Here is a 17575-nt window from a genome sequence, read left to right on the forward strand (position 1 = left end):
AAAAAAATGTTACGCTGACGCCCCGTTTGATTTCTTATGCAGAGTTATGGCTTTTACACTCAGACCTTATCAACTTGACGCTGTTAACGCGACAATCTCTTATTTTCGCCAACACAATACACCTGCGGTAATTGTATTACCTACTGGCGCAGGAAAAAGTTTAGTGATTGCAGAACTCGCTAAAAAAGCGCGCGGACGTGTATTGGTGCTAGCACACGTAAAAGAATTAGTAGAACAGAACCATAGCAAATATGAGGCTTATGGTCTATCTGCGGATATTTTTGCTGCGGGCTTACAACAAAAAGAGAGTAGCGGAAAAGTTGTTTTTGGTAGTGTGCAATCTGTTGCCCGTAATTTATCGCGGTTTAGTGATACTTTTTCTCTTCTTATTATTGATGAATGCCATCGCATTAGTTTGTCTGAAGATAGCCAATATCAGCAAGTCATTAAACAATTACAATCCATTAATCCACAATTACGGATCTTAGGATTAACTGCAACACCTTATCGTTTACCTACAGGTTGGATTTATCAATATCATTATCACGGTATGATCAGAGGCGATGAAGACTGCTTTTTCCGTGATTGTATCTATGAATTGCCATTGCGCTATATGATAAGCAATCATTTTTTAGTTCCACCAACTCGCTTAGATATGCCTATATTGCAATACGACTTTAGCCAAGTAAGAACAAGTCAAAATGGGATATTTAATGAGGAAGATCTAAACCGTGAAATAAAGAGACAAAAACGTATTACACCTCATATTGTTGCTCAAATTATTGAATATGCAGAAAGTTGCCGAGGTGTAATGATATTTGCAGCGACGGTTGAACATGCAAAAGAGATCCTTTCTCTTTTACCACAAGACGAAGCGGCATTAGTCAGTGCGGATACTCCTTCTAATGAACGTGATGATCTTATTTCTCGTTTTAAGCAGCAACAATTACGTTATATGGTTAATGTTGCCGTATTAACAACAGGTTTTGATGCGCCTCATGTTGATTTAATTGCTATCTTACGCCCCACTGAGTCTGTGAGTTTATACCAGCAAATTGTAGGGCGAGGATTAAGATTATTTGCAGGAAAAACAGAATGCCTGATTTTAGATTATGCTGGTAATCCTCATGATCTCTATCTACCCGAAGTTGGTACTAAAAAACCCAATCCAAATAGTAAACCTGTACAAGTTTTTTGTCCTATCTGTCAATTTGCCAATACCTTTTGGGGAATTGTAGATTCTGATGGGGATATCATTGAACACTATGGTCGCCGTTGCCAAGGTTGGGAGCTCAATGAACAAGGGCAAAAACAGCAATGTGAATTTCGTTTCCGCTTTAAATTGTGCCCTCATTGTAATGAAGAAAATGATATTGCAGCACGTCGCTGTGTTCATTGTGATGAGATCTTAGTTGATCCTGATGATATGCTCAAAGCGGCATTAAAACTTAAAGGGGCATTAGTTCTACGCTGTGGTGGAATGCAATTTAAATCAGGAAATGATGTTAAAGGTGAATGGTTAGAAATTAATTATTACGATGAAGAAGGCACTTCTGTTTCTGAACGTTTTCGATTAACAACACCAGCTCAACGAAAAGTATTTGAATTAAAATTTTTACGAGAGCATCAACGCGCACCGGGTGTCCCTTTTGTTTGGCATAATGCCAACGACATTATTAAACAGTTTGATTTGTTACGTCACCCTGACTTTATTGTCGCCCATAAAGGTAAAAAAGAGCACTTTTGGAAGATAAGAAATAAGATTTTTGACTATGCGGGCCGCTACCGAAAAGCAGATACCTTGTATTAATCTGGATTTATATTTGCTGTTAGAGGACTTTTTCGTTAAAATGCGACCCGCTTTATCTATTTTTAGATAAACCAAATCTCGAGCTTGTTGCTGGGTCGCCTGTAACAAGTATGTATTTTCTTTCTTTTTCATAAGAGAAAAAAGATGTTAACTATCAAAGCAACTGTACGTAAAGAGCAGGGTAAGGGTGCGAGCCGCCGCCTGCGTGTGGCTAACCGTTTTCCTGCTATCGTTTATGGCGGAAATGAAGAGCCAATCGCTATCGATTTAGATCACAACGAAGTAATCAACCAAGAACACAAATCAGAATTCTATTCAGATTTCGTAAACCTGGTTATCGATGGCAAAGAAACTAAAGTTAAAGTTAAAGCAGTGCAACGTCACGAGTATAAGCCAAAAATTACTCATATCGACTTCCTGCGCGCTTAATAAGCCACCCTTCGAGCTTTATTTTTCGGGACGCCGAGCATATAACGCCACTTAATGTGGCGTTATTTGTTTCTACCTGCTTAATTATTTTTCTGATGCTCTACGTTGTAGCTGATCACGTAAATTAGGCGGTGTACCTTTAATGGTGAGCGTATCTGTTGCTGGATCCCAGAATATTCTCTCCCCTAATAATTTCGCATCAAAATTCACTGTTAATCCACCACCACTTCCTGAGTATTTCATCAGTTGACGTAACGTACTGCGATCTGCGGGGAATGTTTCAGCTAATTCATAGCCTTTTTCTTCAGTAAATTGAGCAAAGTTTTGATCGCCCAAAGACGGTAATTCTTCAGCAAGCTCTGTTAAGGCAATTTCTTCGCCCGATTGTAATTGCTCATTACAGTAGCTATATACTTGCTCACGACAAGTTTGACGTTCTTGCTTGCCCATTTCTGAGGCTTCACAAAAATCGTCAACCGCTTGTAATAGACCTTTATTTTGAACTTTAGCGTTTAAACCTTCTTGGGCACCTAAAAAGTCCATAAAGAAATCAGAAACTTTACGTCCAACACGACCTTTTAAAAACGTTAAATAACGTAAAGAGTCGGGTGCCGTTTCCCACTCAGTTAAATCGATACGAGCAATAATGTCTGCATGAGGAATATCTAAATAGCGCGTTGATGACACATCAAGGCTGTCATTTACCCACATACTGTTACAACTACTAAGTACAGCAATTAAAAGGTAATCCACCGCTAAGTAGCGATAGTGACAAAAAAGAACGGTGCCACCTTCTGCAAAAGGATATTTTGCTAATTCATCTTTTAGTCTCACGGTAGCTGCGCGTGAAAAACCTAAAAAGTTCTCTTCGCCTTTACGTTGTAAGCGTAGCGCTTCTGCTAATTCACTTTCTTCATTAAACAGACCATAAGCTTTACTTTTTGCACTGTATACACGATGCAACTCTTCAATCATCTCCTGAACAACGGGTTCAATTTCTAAGAGTGAATCACGTAGCACAACTTCTAATGTCTGCTCATCTCGCTTAATAAGTTGATGCAAAACTAATTGGTTAATATCTAGACTCATGGTCGTCCTCTTCTATTGCGTCTCTTTATCGTGCGCGTATTCAAACACTCCCTACTTTCAGTATCAAGGGAAAATTAATTAATTTAATAGCGGAAAAAGGCCTAGTAATACGGTAATATATAGCGTTTTATTCATTTAGTAGGAATTCAGATTTTATGCCACAAAAATCCCGTTATAGTGATGAACAAGTTGAGCAATTACTAGCAGAACTTGTCAGCGTTCTTGAAAAACATCATACTCCTACAGATCTTTCTTTGATGGTGTTGGGGAACATGGTGACAAACTTAATTAATACAAGTATTGCCCCTGCTCAATGCATGCTGATTGCCGATTCTTTTGTTCACGCATTGCGTGCTTCAATTGATGAAGGCAATATTCACTAATAAACATAGAAAAATTATTTATAGACATGGTAACGAGACCTCAGTCCTATCGTGAAAAAGTATCCCAAATGATCAGTTGGGGTCACTGGTTTGCGCTATTTAATATTATTCTAAGCTTACTGCTTGGGAGCCGTTACCTGTTTATTTCTGATTGGCCTGCAACTTTTGCTGGTCGTTTTTACGCTATTGTGAGTTGGATGGGACATTTTAGTTTTATTGTCTTTGCTATCTATATACTCATCCTTTTCCCTCTCACCTTTGTAGCTGTTTCTCAACGGCTACTTAGAGTTGTTTCCTGTGCCCTAGCTAGTGCCGGATTAACTATCCTTATTTTTGATATCGCCGTTTACCAACAATTTCAACTCCATTTGACTCAACTTGTTTGGGATCTCGTTATTAATCCAGATGAAGGTGAAATGGCGCGTGAATGGCAACTTATCTTTATTGGTATTCCCATAATATTTCTTATTGAAATGCTTTTTGCAACATGGAGTTGGCAAAAATTACGCAGCTTAAACCGCCAACGCTGGGGTAAACCATTAGCTGGTGTCTTTATTACTTGCTTTATATTATCTCACTCTATGTCAATTTGGGCTGATGCTAACTTCTATCGCCCAATCACCATGCAACGAGCTAACTTACCGTTATCGTATCCAATGACAGCACGTAAATTCCTTGAACGTCATGGTTTTATTAATCAATCAGAATATGAGCAACGTGTTATCAGTGAAGGTAACCCAGCAGCACAAGGTATCACCTATCCTCTTGCTCCATTAATCTATGCCAAGGATACTTACTCTTATAACTTGCTGGTGGTTGTCATTGATGGTTTAGGTAACGAAGAAGTGCCTGAATTACCAAGCCTGCAACAATTTGCAGAAAATAATCTTTATTTTTCAAACCATTATTCATCAGGCATTAATAATGACACTGCATTATTTGGCCTATTTTATGGTATTTCGCCTTCTTATTTAGACAGTGTATTAAGTAGCAGAAAAAACTCTGCACTTTTCGATGCGTTAAGTTATCGAAACTACCAATTAGCAATGTTTTCAACTAATGGTTTCCAAACACCACTGTTTAAACAAGCTGTACTATCAGATTTCTCTCTCCCAACATCACGCAGTGGTGATAACAATGCCACCATTGATAGTTGGAGTAATTGGTTGATCAAAAACAGCCAAACAGCCCCTTGGTTCTCTTTCTTACAAATTAATGGTCACACCAATAATGCGTCTCAACGCACCACATTAAATGATCAACTAGAGACAATATTTAAAACATTACAAGACACCAAAGTGCTAGATAATACTGTTGTGGTTATCACTTCTAGCTATCATCAAGACAACAATAAGAAGCAGATTAATCAATGGCTTTCAGATAAGACCACTTTCAATTTAAGCCAATCACAAGTGCCATTGATGATACATTGGCCAAATATGACGCCACAGGTTATTGATCGCATGACAAGTCATCAAGATGTTATGACAACCTTGATGCAGCATGTTTTACATGTCATTAGTCCAGCAGATAACTATTCACAAGGTGAAGATTTATTCGCTAGCACTCGTAATCATCCATGGATTTTTACAGGTGATGAAGAGGCGTTTGTCGTCTTTTTACAAGATAATACCTTATTGATAGATAAGCATGGTCGGTACGCTTTATTTGATAAATCAGGTCAAGAGATCAGCACTGCAAAACCTGATTTGAAATTATTACTGCAAGTTCTGGCTGAGCAGAAGCGTTTTATTGAACGCTAACACTATTAAGTGACGTATAAAATTACGTCACTTAATTAGCAAAGGGTTGCTTTAGCAGCCAAAAACAGTAATATACAGAGCACAGACGGCATGTAGCGCAGCCTGGTAGCGCACTGTCATGGGGTGTCAGGGGTCGTAGGTTCAAATCCTATCATGCCGACCAAAATTCCTTAGAAAAACCAACCGCTTATGGTTGGTTTTTTTATGCCTGAAATTTGCCACTGGTAAAACTCTGGTAAAACTCTGGTAAAACGACGACAAATCATCTCTCAAAATCCTCCTTTCTTTAGCTCATAAAATTGCCCTTTTCTCCTTGCTATTCTATTCGTTACCTTATATAAAATGCTGTATAAAAACACAGTTAAATAGGTGATGCCATGATTAAACTCGAAATCAATAATGCGGAATATATTGCTCAGTTAGAAGAGGCTCGTTTATCTGCAGATAATCCGTATGGCTATCTGTTTATGGATATTATCTTTTCTGATCCAAGGTTTGATGAAAATACGTTTGAAATGAAGAATGTTCGTAGGGAACCGATGAGAACGTATATGACAGAGGATGTGGCGAGAGATTTGTTTGAGCAATTGGAGCGATTTTTATATAGTAAAAATACTGTGTATAATTTTTAAAAAGATAAATATTCAGTTAAACACAATTAATTTATATAAAGATTTATTTTGGAATACAACAATGAATAGTTATGACTACACTAGTTACAGATTTTTAAAGCAATGTTTATCTGTCGAAGTGATTAAATCCAATGATAAAAAGTTTTCATGGCGTAGAGCCATGTTAAGAAGTTATAAGTGCCATGATAGGCGTTTTATTTTTTGGTGGAGAATTGCCAGTTTCTTACATCATAAAACTCATTCAAAACTCGCAAATTATATAAATCGAAAGATATCTTTAAAATATGGAGCTGAAATTAATTTAAATGCAAAAATAAAACCAGGGATATCATTTGCCCATTTATCTGGCGTCATTATCACAGGTCTAGCTACAATTGGTGAAAACTGTCACATTAGACAAAACACTACAATAGGTGTTGGTGGTTCTCGATATTCTGAAATCAAAAATAAGAGATTCATTATTATTGGTGATAACGTTGAAATCGGTGCCCACTCATGCATTATTGGTAATACACTTACCATTGGTAACAACGTTATCATAGGCGCGATGTCTTTTATTAATAAAGATATTCCAGATAATTGTACTTGCTATACAAAAAAAGAAAATATACTTATTATCAATAACGCATAACTCATTATAAGAAAGATGATACTCCATAGAAAAGCATCATCTTTCTAAATTAAATAAATTTAGTTTTAATCAAATCAAATCAAATCAAATCAAATCAAATATAGTTTCTTAATCGTCAGTGTGGTTGCAACAATATGTATTCTTGTTCCATTCTCTGTTGTTTTCATTCTAGTCCATTTATCACCATTATTTATAGTGACAAGAAGATTATCCGCAGGTATACGGATCTCTGTTAATCCAATTTCATTCCTATCCGATAACATATATAAAGAACGACCTCGAATATCATAATTGACCTTAACTGAATTTCCGTCATTCAAAGTACCATTATAAATCTCACCAACCCAATTTTTAGGTGTATATCGACTATCACTCTCAGCTTTAGTATAACTACTCCCAGCAGTGGCATAACTCCCTTTAGGCTGATATTTATTATCAGTTTCTGCTTTTGAATAACTGTAACCGGATGCTTGATAGCTCCCTTTTGGTTGGTATTTACCGTCAGACTCTGCCTTTGTATACGAAGCGCCTACTAAAGCGTAATTACCCACTGGTTGGTAATTCCCTTTGCTTTGATAGCGTACGTCACTTTCTGCTTTTGTATAGCTACTTCCAGCTGTCGCATAGCTCCCTTTAGCTTGATATCGACCATCCGATTCGGTCTTAGTATATGAATCACCAGCTAGTGACATTGTTCCATTTTGGTATGGAATTCTAACAATTCGATATTCGCTACCAGTGGTTATCGCTAGTGCGCCCCCATCGGCCAATGTTTTTAAGTGCACTCGGTTTGTACCGGAGTAGGCACCAATTTCATCCTTAGCATAACTAGCTCCAGTAAACGAAGCTCCTGATAGCAGAGCGTAATTTCCTTTAGGTTGATATTTACCGTCAGACTCTGCCTTAGTATATGAAGCACCGGCTAACGCATAATTGCCCGAAGGTTGATAATTCCCTTTTGATTGATAACGTCCATCACTTTCCGTTTTTGTGTAACTATCCCCTTTGTTTGCGTAGTTTCCCGCAGGAGCATAATTCCCTTTTGGCTGATACTTGGTGTCAGTTTCTGCCTTTGAGTAGCTATAACCAGATGGTGTGTAATTGCCTAAAGGTTGAAAACGTTGATCTGATTCTGTTTTAGAATAAGCGCCTACATCACCTGCTGTGGCATCGGCTTTTAACTCTACCCATGCATTGCCGGCAACCGGCTCAATATTGTTATTCTCAACTTTAGACTGCCAGACTTTATTTTTATGGTACACAATAGCGCGTATCGCATACGGCTTACCGGCTTCATCCCATTTTGGAAAACCAAATAGCTGAATTTCGCCAATCGCTTCCGTGATATCGTGAAATATCCCGTTCATTTTTTCACGTTCAATATCTTTCGCAGCAGGATCTGTGACTTGGTCACGCTCATAGTCGTAACCATAACCTTGTGTATAAGATACTGAGCCGTCTGGTTGGATTTCTACGGGTATAGAAGCCTTATCCCCTTGTGTTGCAAAGGGGGTTTTAAAAATAGTTGTCATAGGAATTATGCTCCGAAGTTACTGCCTAAGAAGTTTTTACGATGCTGACCAACGCCAAACGCTTTTTTGGTCACAATGCGATATTTGACACCAACGCCAGAAGGGCGTGGCATTAAGTCGAAGTTTTCAAGAAGAACTCGTAGACGTTCGTCAGGGTTGAAGTTAAAGACGTAATACATGTAAGTCATATCCAGTGGATCAAGGACAAAAACTTTGCTGTCATCACGCCAAAAGAAACGTTTTAAAAATTCATTAATATTGGTGACCGTGGGGCTTTGTGTCAGATTAAAATAGCGCATTCGTACTAACATACGTTTTTGTTCAACGGTCAGTGACAAGGTGTAATCCGCATTACGCCTGAAATTGGCTTTAAAATTAGCTTTCTTTTTGCTAAAACCAAACCCGACTTTATTTTTATCGCTCGGTGGAATATCAATACCTAACGGTACATCCAGAATGCGAGACCAAATCGACAAACCAAAATCATTCGCGGTATCGATATTAAACACATCTCGGTACCAGTTTTGCCAAAATGACACCATTGATTTTTCAAAGTGAGAGGCTTTAAAACTAGCGAGTTTCTTTAAATTCTCTGCATCTTCATACTGCCAGAGGATCGCTTTCAATAGGTCTGAATGGAACTCAAATTGTTGAACGTTCATACAATCACCACTTGCACAGCACCCCGTTGCAAGCGTGCGATTTGATTAATGGCAATCGGAATTAACGCAACATTCCACACTTTCCCATCTAGCGACAATTCAACTTTAGTCACGAACAGACGAGGCTCTACAGTATTCACTGCAGACGCTATCTCAAAAGGTGACACTTCACGCCCAACAATCAAACCGTTATCGCCATCCAACTCTCCACGCGTCCATTGTTCTATGGCACTGGGAATAATAGTTTGCGCATCAACGGCTGATTTTTTAACGGTCACTCGACAAAAAACGGTGATCTCCTTAGGGCGTGAAAATTTCACTTTATATTCTTGTCCACTTACCGGCTCTACAACACCGATTTCAATCTCACCATTAAAAGCCGATCCAATGGTTTTGGTTCTCAGCAATGATTTAGCAATTTCGTTACTGTCACCCCCTTCAACACAGACATAAATGCTATGAGGTAACAGAGAAACTCCATCAATAGTGAGCACTGCATCGGTGTAGTTCTCACGAAAAGAAAGCGAGTTAACACCCTCTAATTCATACAGTGAAGAGGTGATCGCTTCTGCGACACTGACGGTATTTTTAGCCAGTGTTTGCTTACGCCGTCGCCTTGCTTTGATATCAGATTCAGCATAACGACCAACAACTGCATGAGTGGGGTTATTGACTTTTTCCCAACCTAATACTGAGCTAGCCACAGAATTCAGTTGGCCGGCACCGCATTCAACAGGGCCATATTCAACCGCCCTCATATCCCCTGTTGCTTTGCCGGTATTATCAATAATCAAGGGTGAAACTGTTTCGAACATGGCACCAGCAACACTGGATGCTAATGAGCCCTTGGGAATAATCGTGCTGGGTACGCCACTAAATTCAACGCTGGAAAGATAAGAGTGAGTGGCATTAATGCGTTGGCCACCCATTAGCGCCCATATTGCATCAAGAAAAACACCACCAGCAATATCGGGATTGATTTGATTTGCTAACTCGGCATTATTTCTCACCATTGCATCACGGTTTTCAACTTCCATCGTCGCTAGTGCGCCCTGCGGTGTCTCAGGGGCAAGGTTAATCGATTGACCAAACACCGCACGAAACTCGCTTTCGACATCATCACGTATTGTGGCCGTGTCGGGAAGAATAACGCCTTTATTATTAATATAACGATAATCAGCCATTCAATGTAAATCCTCCGTATATCGTGCGAATTGTCGCTTGGTACTTCAATTCACCGTTCTCGACTGTGGCGCTAAAATGGATCACTTCAACCACCTCTTCAATTTCGCTCATACGTTGTCTAAACGCCGTTTCAAACATCGGGATATCAGCTTGGCGACCAAAGGTTGTTGGCCAGAACGGAATACCTTTATCTTTTTTATGTAACATTTCACCACGCACTGCCTTGGCAAAATGCTGACAAAGGTTTTTAACCGCATCGTCTTTTTCACTGAACTGAAGGTTTCCATCAGGGCCAATAAAGAGATCATTATTTTTATCGATTGAAAATGTTCTCATAGAGGCGCTCCTGAATTTCCATGACCGGTCTCAACACCACTATGCTGATGAGTAGAACCGATATCTTTTCCATTGTGTTTCATCGTGCCACCACTAGAGTCACTATTACCATTTACGGACTGATTGCCATTCACTGTGACGTTGCCATTAAACGTAGTTTCAGGCACATTGACTTCAAGAACGGGCGAATCTAAAACCGCTTTACCCTCATGCAGGGATAAACACACAGAGCCATCCATTGATTGGATCACCAAGGCATCAATGTTTTTTCCATCAATCGCCCAACCTTTAATCGTATCAGGGAAAAACATCGCATCACTGAATGAATGGAGGCGTGCGGTATTAGGTTGATCCTCCAATCCCCCGCGCTGAAAAATCAGGCTAATATCTCTGTCGTTGGCTTTTATCCAACCAAAATCACCCGGTTTAATCGGTGCGCGAATAAAGAAACCGCCACCCCCAAATCTAAAAACGGGAATGTTGGCCAATGGTGCACGCCCGACCGTTCCCCCTTCCGTTGTTACCATCATCACCAGTGGTTTGATAACAGCACGATTGGTTTTATCGTCATAACTGACCACTGTTGCAGGGAGCATGTCCTCTGTATTCATCATCAAGTTACGAAATGCAGACGAGAGCGCACCAGCCAGCGAACCATCACTGGCAATATCAGTATTGGGTTTATTCATGGTTATGCTCGTTTACAGGTAGCCTGATAAAAGAAAGGATCATCATGTGACGCAACATCAAATTTCAGTTGTTCAATGATATAGTCGCCATTAAGTGCAGAATTAAATTTACTCTCGAGCCGTAGCATCCCTCCTAGTTCTGAGGCACCATCAATCAAATAAGTGACAGATAATCCTTTTTCGGTGGCTTTAGGTATACCCACCATGCCTGATTTCATGCTGAGAATGCGCAGACGACCTTTTAAGGCTTGGTTATCATCTTTTACAAACAACGTATCATCATCAATAAAGGCTTTAACGTTTCCTGCTTCCTGCAGTCGTTGTACTTGCTGTAATGCTGAACCGCAAAAATACCAATTGGCAATATTTTTATCGGTAGCTTGAAAGTCCAATCTAACCTTGCAATCCTTCGCCACAGCTGAAGCGATCTCGCTCATTTTCTGCATAGCGCCACCACTGGAAGAAACAATATCACCTGAGCTGGCGTTATTAGTTTTAGCCTTAATGGTTAGCGTTACATCGGGAGGTGAGGCAATTTCTGCACTGACAATATCACCGGTAAAGATACGAAATAATCCCGTATTAATGCGCCCTACCTCAAGGTAAAGACGACGAGTTTGTTTACTTTTATGATAAGGGCTGGTTTCAGTGAGAAGGTAATCTCTAGTATGGGCGTTTAATCCATCAATACTAATTGTGCATTCATTTTGTAAGGGGTTTGCGTACTTGGTGCCGTTAGCTTTAATTCGTAATCCTTCATACCACTGCAGTCGTTCTGCAACTTCAATCCCCACCCGTATTCGTCGTAAGTCCATCTTCACTCCAAATAATTAATGATTGGGTTCTATCGAATAATTCATACCAGGGCAGAGCATCATTTTCTGTTATAAATGCTAAATTCGTGCCATCAGTCAGGTAGCGATAAGGAATGATAGGTGTGTTTGCTACCGCGCGCATACCCACGGCGATAACCTCACTTTCTCGTTCAATATCGAGATACATCGCATGTCGACCAGCTTTTATTGTTAGCGTCCAATTAACTCCCTCTAAATTGACAGATAAGCGTTGGTTTGGAATAGCTTTTAAGGGAATAGTTTTCATTAGAAGCTCCAATCACCATCTGCGATACGTGTTGCAACCGAACCTTTTTTCTTAGTCTCAGTATCGGCTTCTTTTGTTTGCACATTTCCCCGATTTACGGTTGATGACTGCGTTGGCTTTTGAGTAGCTCGAGGCGGTAAATCTCCGTATTCAGGCTCAACAGTGCGCCACTCAACAAACCGTAGCGACAGTTTTATCGCATCCATCATGTCGGGTATTTCATCATGATTAAAACTCGTCAATAACATGGGTTGATAGGTTTTTACTCGGGTTTGAATACCGACCAGTTTGTGTTCATCAAAAACTTGTTGCATCGATGAGAAACTGTTTTTTATTTCCCCTGTTAGTACTAAATCCATGCCAATTTCAATGGGGTTGATAATCACATGATCACTACGTGTTTCACCACTTTCAACTTGAAATTGTGTCGCTTTATGCTCATCTCTAATGTTGACTTGAATAGGACTCACACTATCAAACAGTGTAGAAAACGACTCTAAATCAAATATTTTGACCTCTGTGATCATTTTGCTACTCCCGTTGCATTTTGCTGATTGAAATCGGCTAGTTGATCTTGCAATGCATCCTTTACGCCCGATGCCATACCCTGCGCATCTGTGGCTTGAGTTTCAACCTTAATTTCTCCAATACTTACGTTACTTTCATTCTTCACATTGGATTGATTACTGATGGCTTGGCTGGTGATAGGGTTCATCGCATTATTGGCAATCGCATCTAATTGTGCATTGGCTTGAGCAATAGATTGTCTAACAGGTGGCTGTTGTGCCGTTTGGCTTTCTTCTTGAGGAATGGCATATTCAATCTCACCATTATCATTGACTTTACGCTCTACATTTTGATTAACAGTGATTTCTTCATCATCACCGAACCCAAAAAACTCTTTGGCTGACTTCCAGCCATTTTTAACCGCATTAAGTCCTGTATTTACCCAACCAATGATTTTTTCTACTTGCTCCCACATCCATTCAAACGCGCCCACAACGGCATCCGTTACCGTAGTAAAAACACCCGCAAAGGACTTACCCCATCCTGCAATCACTGAAATACAATTGATGAGAAACTTAACATAAGCCTTTAAGCCTGTTGCCATTAAATCCCAACCAGCGACAACAACATCTGCTACAACACCAACAATAACCTTTAGATATTCAAATAACTTTTTGAATGTTTCCCATAATGCAAGAATGATGATTTTCAACTGAGGGTATTTTTCAAGAATACGCCCAATCATCGAATCATTACCGTCAATAAAGTTCATGATATCGTCATAAACAATTGCAAAAGCTGCCGCTAATAGTGCAATAACGGCGATGATGGCAATAATAGGGAAAAGTGTTGTCCATGTGCTAATACTGGCCAACTTCATGGCATGTATGTATTTCCCCATCAAAATAGTTGCAACAGCAGTAAAGAAGCCTACTACAATATTTTTGTTTTCTTGGCAAAATTTGACAAAGGTTTGCACCCAAGAAAGGACTTTAGTTAACGCTGGTAACGCACTATTCATAATACTCATCATGACACTACTGAATACGGTTTTTAATCCTCCAGTCACTTCCTTATATTTTTGGGATTGTAATGCAAGTTCCTTTGTAACAACGCCATTCTCCTTTTGCTTTTTAGTCAACGCCTCGAGTTCTTTTCGTCCTTTAAGAATGGATTCAACAATTTTATTGTCTGTTATTCCCACTTCTTTAATTCGAAATACGGCTTCTTCTTTGCTCATCCCTTGCACAGCATCAGACAAGCGATATATGCCCTCCATTGCGCCAATAGATTCTCCTTTCATATCTTTTAATGAGATATTTAAACTTTTGAAAACATCTGCTTTCCCTGATGAAGTATCTTGTAATGCTTCACCAATACTTTCAGACATATCCATCAATGAGTCACGAGCGCCTTGAGCATCTCCTCCCATTGAGGTTATGACTTTGCCAAAAGCATCAACATCTTCAACAGGAAGTTCTAAGGCTTCCGCGGATTGAGAAAGCGTATTCACTTCTTCTGCTGTTGTTTGAATAAATGACGCAATTCCCCCTACCGTTAAACCAATCCCAACCATCCCTGCCATTCGACCGAGAAAACCAGCTAACGACGAGGTGGCCTTACCATAATTATCCGCAACCTCATCGGCAGACTCAGCTAATTCATTATTTCGCCTCGTCAGTCGTTCCGTTTCTCTAGATGCCGAATTATTCGTGGCAATTTGATCATTGATTGACTGTTCAGCTCTCTGAATATTACGTTCGAGTAATACAATGCCTTCCGATAGTTTTTTATTACTTTCTGATGAGAGAGCATTAGACTGTAAAAGTAACTTCGCATACTCAAGATAATCTTTCATTTTCTCTATGTATGCGCTTAACTCAGCTTGGGCAGTATCACTATCAATATTTATCTCAGTATGTTCATTGGATACATTACCTAAACTATCAATAATATTTTGAACAATATTATCAATGTCTTCAGAATTCCCCTCCGCTTCTTCAGTGATCCGTTTAATTTCTGAAATGATGGCATCAGAGGCATTTGATGCATCGCCATTAACATGAATATCAACTGAATTTGATGATAGCGCTGTCAATTGTGCGGATAGATTTTGAATAAATTGCGTAAATCCATCAGCACCGATAGTTGCCGATTGTTGCGCCTTTTTCATCTCAGCGATAATGTCATCAGTCGATTTGCTCACTCGATTAAACGCATCATCGGCTTGGCGGGTATCAAATTCAAATACCTGAACAAATGTATCTAGCAAGGCCATATGATTTATCCTTTCGATGAAGCCAGCGCTTCGTTATAACGATTAGTAATAGCAATTTCCCACAGGTCAAACGCCTCTTCTAAATCTATTGACGTTTTGAGTTCGGTGAGTGTGGCGAAACCGGCTGAGATGATGACGGCAAAGAAGCCATCAACGTTTTTATAATCGACGGGAGTGAACCGGTGATTTTGTTGAGCAGGAATTGGAGGAAACCTTGGCTCCCGTCTTTGCCGAAAAAACTGGTGTTATACTTCAACATTTCCAGTTCTAGACGAATAAGGGCTTCACCATCGGGCACATGGTTATCAATTAATGTGCTGGTCTTCAGATAAATCTCTTGCCCCTCTTTTTCGACAGCAACATACGCCATCATCTTTAACATAGCTTCTTTGCTGACTTCATAGTCGCCAATTTTAGGCGCATTCGATAAAGGGTATTTTGCCAGAATTTCACGTCCAATCGTTGCTGGTAATCGGCTAATAATAAAGGTGTGCTCTTCACGATCAGCATCGGTGATCGTAATTTCTTTCGGTTTAATCAACATGATTGATATCCATAAAAAAGGCGGAGGAACCGCCTAGAATTAACGTAAATTAACGTGCGCGCGTGCGGTCAAAGTCTTGGAATACGAAGGTATACGCTTTGGATTTGTGTCGTCCTGCACTGGCAACAGAGCTACCACGACTACCATTGGTGATTTTGCCGTTGCGTGCCGTGGTTGTTGAGCCATCACCATACGAAGCGACCAGAGTGATAATATCCCCCGCATGCCGTTGTCCACGTCGTGCGGTGTTCGATTCCAATAAGATAGCGAGATTTTCGTCTTCTTCACTGCCCGCTAAGACGTTAATGGTGACCGTTTGAGGTGTTGGCGTTGACCATGTAACCAAATTACCGTTGATATCCATTCCTGTTTGCGCAATGTCCACTGCAGGCAAATCTAATGGATCGGCATCATCAGCGAAGGTGGTAATTTGAATACCGGCAGGAAAGGTTTTGTGTGCTTGAATAACAATACTCAAGCCGGTTGCTGATACATCATGCATATTGTGTTCCTTACACTAAGTTGTGAGAGCCTTCGACTTTACGAACCCAATCGCCCTTACCGTAAATTAATACGTATTTCATCACGTACTCGGGTAAATCAGAGGGTCCTGTGTTTTCGACAATTTGAGCGTTGTACCAATAACCTTTGTTTTGTACATCGTGCCATGCTAAATCATCACCAGAAGCGTCTGTCACCGCGATTTTCTGCACATCAGTTAAGGTTTTTCCCGCTAGAATAGTGCCGCTATTAATCGCCTTGGTTACCGCCCCCGCAATCACCATCATTGCTCTTGCTTCACCGTCTTTATTAGCCGGTACTCCACGAGTGGACATCAACAAACTGAACCACTGTTGCGCGATATAGGCTTTTAACCATTGCTCATTAGCATGGACGCTCATATCTAATGGGTTAGCAACACCACCACATAAGAAACCACGTTGATAGAAACTTATATGCGAACCCGATACGGCCGTTTCTCCGTAATAATTCACCCGTAATTTATCTAAGCGATCGGCATCGATATCGGTCGTAATTTGAGACGGGAACGTGACACCAAATTGACGATACATATAGTTTGTTGTCGCATTGGTTCGGTCATAATCCGTGGCTGACATAATGGCCATAGGTAACGCTTGAACAAAAAAATTATCCGCTGTTTTCAAGTTTAAGCCCGTTGAAGCCGTACCCACCAGTGCCCCGCTAAAATCTTCTGCATTTTGATTGGTCACAGACAAGTGCAATTGATACTTCACGTTTTCACCTGCCACGTACTGCGCCAACTCTACGGCATGCTCTAATGAGAGTTCCGTTAAAAACGTTGCACTACCAAAAGAGTCAGAAACAGCCTCAGAAGCAATAAAGGCTTGTAACGGGGTTTGCGCTGGATTACCAGCTGATGATGTGCCGTGGCTAATATTCATTGCATCAGCAAGTACCGATTGACGCACACTAATATCTGCACGCTCTTGTACGCCACCGCTAATGACAAAGGCACTATCCAGTGAATTAAATGTGACATAAGCGCTAGCAAATTGAGGCTCACTTTCTGCGTTTAATTTCGCTTGCACAGCTGTTGCAACGTCCGCGTATGACGTACTTTCAGTGAGATCAATTCCTGTGATTGTTTTTGTCACTTTTCCGATAGTGATATTAAGTTCACCGTCATTAATTAATTTTAAATCAGCTAAATCTCCTGTCTTTTCGCCAAACAAGGTAGGCGCTCGACCAACAGGCTCATAAGAGGCAATTTGCAGTTCTTTCGGCTTACTTGCTGGTGCAGGACTGACATAGCTGAAATACTGACGCGCAAAATGTGCCTCGGGGGAGTCAGTACCCAATAAGTCATCCACTTGGCCACTGGCAAATTCAAGCACTTTACCGGCAGGGATTTTAGGGTTAGTTGAAAAAATACGAGCCGTGAGCTTACGCATCGGTACAGCAGACGCGCCAATCACCGCACTCGCGATATCGACATAGCGAGTTTGTTTGATAGACATAACG

19 protein-coding genes and 1 tRNA gene are annotated in these 17575 nt (G+C 40.3%); 7 read left to right on the forward strand and 13 right to left on the reverse strand.

Annotation, left to right across the window (positions count from 1 at the left end; genetic code table 11):
- Positions 1-46: 46 nt before the first annotated feature.
- Together CBE70_RS01510 and rplY are read left to right on the forward strand one after the other, a co-directional pair.
- A complete protein-coding gene (locus tag CBE70_RS01510; protein WP_100157927.1) occupies positions 47-1810 on the forward strand; it encodes a DEAD/DEAH box helicase in 1764 nt (587 codons plus the stop codon).
- A gap of 144 nt (positions 1811-1954) precedes the next feature.
- Complete coding sequence (rplY, locus tag CBE70_RS01515; protein ID WP_023581385.1) at positions 1955-2239, forward strand: 50S ribosomal protein L25; 285 nt, start codon at positions 1955-1957, stop codon at positions 2237-2239.
- Positions 2240-2323: 84 nt separating this feature from the next.
- On the opposite strand, the gene yejK is transcribed toward rplY, so the two are convergent.
- Positions 2324-3328: a nucleoid-associated protein YejK gene (gene yejK, locus CBE70_RS01520; RefSeq protein ID WP_099074944.1), complete on the reverse strand. Its 1005-nt coding sequence runs from the start codon at positions 3326-3328 to the stop codon at positions 2324-2326.
- Positions 3329-3483: 155 nt separating this feature from the next.
- On the opposite strand from yejK, the gene CBE70_RS01525 reads away from it, so the two are divergent.
- The 5 genes from CBE70_RS01525 to CBE70_RS01545 all read left to right on the forward strand — a co-directional run bounded on the left by CBE70_RS01525 (position 3484) and on the right by CBE70_RS01545 (position 6737).
- Positions 3484-3711, forward strand: a complete 228-nt coding sequence (locus CBE70_RS01525; protein WP_100157928.1) for a YejL family protein — start codon at positions 3484-3486, stop codon at positions 3709-3711.
- A gap of 26 nt (positions 3712-3737) precedes the next feature.
- The gene (gene yejM, locus CBE70_RS01530; RefSeq protein WP_100157929.1) at positions 3738-5474 is read left to right on the forward strand and encodes an LPS biosynthesis-modulating metalloenzyme YejM; all 1737 of its coding nucleotides are present in this window, start codon (positions 3738-3740) and stop codon (positions 5472-5474) included.
- 86 nt (positions 5475-5560) lie between these two features.
- Positions 5561-5637 (forward strand) — tRNA-Pro (locus CBE70_RS01535).
- A 214-nt stretch (positions 5638-5851) separates the two neighbouring features.
- Entirely contained in the window at positions 5852-6106 is a 255-nt protein-coding gene (locus CBE70_RS01540; RefSeq protein ID WP_100157930.1) for a hypothetical protein, read from the forward strand.
- Positions 6107-6167: 61 nt separating this feature from the next.
- Positions 6168-6737, forward strand: a complete 570-nt coding sequence (locus CBE70_RS01545; protein WP_100157931.1) for a serine acetyltransferase — start codon at positions 6168-6170, stop codon at positions 6735-6737.
- Positions 6738-6826: 89 nt separating this feature from the next.
- On the opposite strand, the gene CBE70_RS18430 is transcribed toward CBE70_RS01545, so the two are convergent.
- The 12 genes from CBE70_RS18430 to CBE70_RS01610 form a co-directional block, all read right to left on the reverse strand.
- Positions 6827-8269, reverse strand: a complete 1443-nt coding sequence (locus CBE70_RS18430; protein WP_232797325.1) for a hypothetical protein — start codon at positions 8267-8269, stop codon at positions 6827-6829.
- A 5-nt stretch (positions 8270-8274) separates the two neighbouring features.
- A complete protein-coding gene (locus CBE70_RS01560; protein WP_100157932.1) occupies positions 8275-8931 on the reverse strand; it encodes a DUF2612 domain-containing protein in 657 nt (218 codons plus the stop codon).
- Entirely contained in the window at positions 8928-10115 is a 1188-nt protein-coding gene (locus tag CBE70_RS01565; RefSeq protein ID WP_100157933.1) for a baseplate J/gp47 family protein, read from the reverse strand. The genes CBE70_RS01560 and CBE70_RS01565 overlap by 4 nt, the downstream gene beginning before the upstream one ends.
- The gene (locus tag CBE70_RS01570) at positions 10108-10452 is read right to left on the reverse strand and encodes a hypothetical protein (protein WP_100157934.1); all 345 of its coding nucleotides are present in this window, start codon (positions 10450-10452) and stop codon (positions 10108-10110) included. The genes CBE70_RS01565 and CBE70_RS01570 overlap by 8 nt, the downstream gene beginning before the upstream one ends.
- Entirely contained in the window at positions 10449-11141 is a 693-nt protein-coding gene (locus CBE70_RS01575) for a Gp138 family membrane-puncturing spike protein (RefSeq protein WP_100157935.1), read from the reverse strand. Before CBE70_RS01575 ends, CBE70_RS01570 begins: the two co-directional genes overlap by 4 nt.
- Before the next feature lie 2 nt (positions 11142-11143).
- Positions 11144-11956: a baseplate hub protein gene (locus tag CBE70_RS01580; RefSeq protein WP_100157936.1), complete on the reverse strand. Its 813-nt coding sequence runs from the start codon at positions 11954-11956 to the stop codon at positions 11144-11146.
- Positions 11925-12242 carry a phage baseplate plug family protein gene (locus CBE70_RS01585; protein WP_100157937.1) on the reverse strand — a complete coding sequence of 106 codons (318 nt, stop codon included), beginning with the start codon at positions 12240-12242 and terminating at the stop codon, positions 11925-11927. Before CBE70_RS01585 ends, CBE70_RS01580 begins: the two co-directional genes overlap by 32 nt.
- Positions 12242-12769, reverse strand: coding sequence for a phage baseplate protein (locus CBE70_RS01590; RefSeq protein ID WP_100157938.1), 528 nt, complete (start codon positions 12767-12769; stop codon positions 12242-12244). Before CBE70_RS01590 ends, CBE70_RS01585 begins: the two co-directional genes overlap by 1 nt.
- Complete coding sequence (locus CBE70_RS01595; RefSeq protein WP_100157939.1) at positions 12766-15027, reverse strand: hypothetical protein; 2262 nt, start codon at positions 15025-15027, stop codon at positions 12766-12768. Before CBE70_RS01595 ends, CBE70_RS01590 begins: the two co-directional genes overlap by 4 nt.
- Positions 15028-15112: 85 nt before the next feature.
- The gene (locus tag CBE70_RS01600) at positions 15113-15571 is read right to left on the reverse strand and encodes a hypothetical protein (RefSeq protein ID WP_100157940.1); all 459 of its coding nucleotides are present in this window, start codon (positions 15569-15571) and stop codon (positions 15113-15115) included.
- Between the two features lie 49 nt (positions 15572-15620).
- Positions 15621-16073, reverse strand: a complete 453-nt coding sequence (locus CBE70_RS01605) for a phage tail fiber protein (protein WP_100157941.1) — start codon at positions 16071-16073, stop codon at positions 15621-15623.
- 10 nt (positions 16074-16083) lie between these two features.
- Positions 16084-17571, reverse strand: a complete 1488-nt coding sequence (locus CBE70_RS01610) for a DUF3383 domain-containing protein (protein ID WP_100157942.1) — start codon at positions 17569-17571, stop codon at positions 16084-16086.
- Positions 17572-17575: the final 4 nt, after the last annotated feature.

Source organism: Proteus columbae (genome assembly GCF_002777965.1).
Classification (GTDB): Bacteria; Pseudomonadota; Gammaproteobacteria; order Enterobacterales; family Enterobacteriaceae; genus Proteus; species Proteus columbae.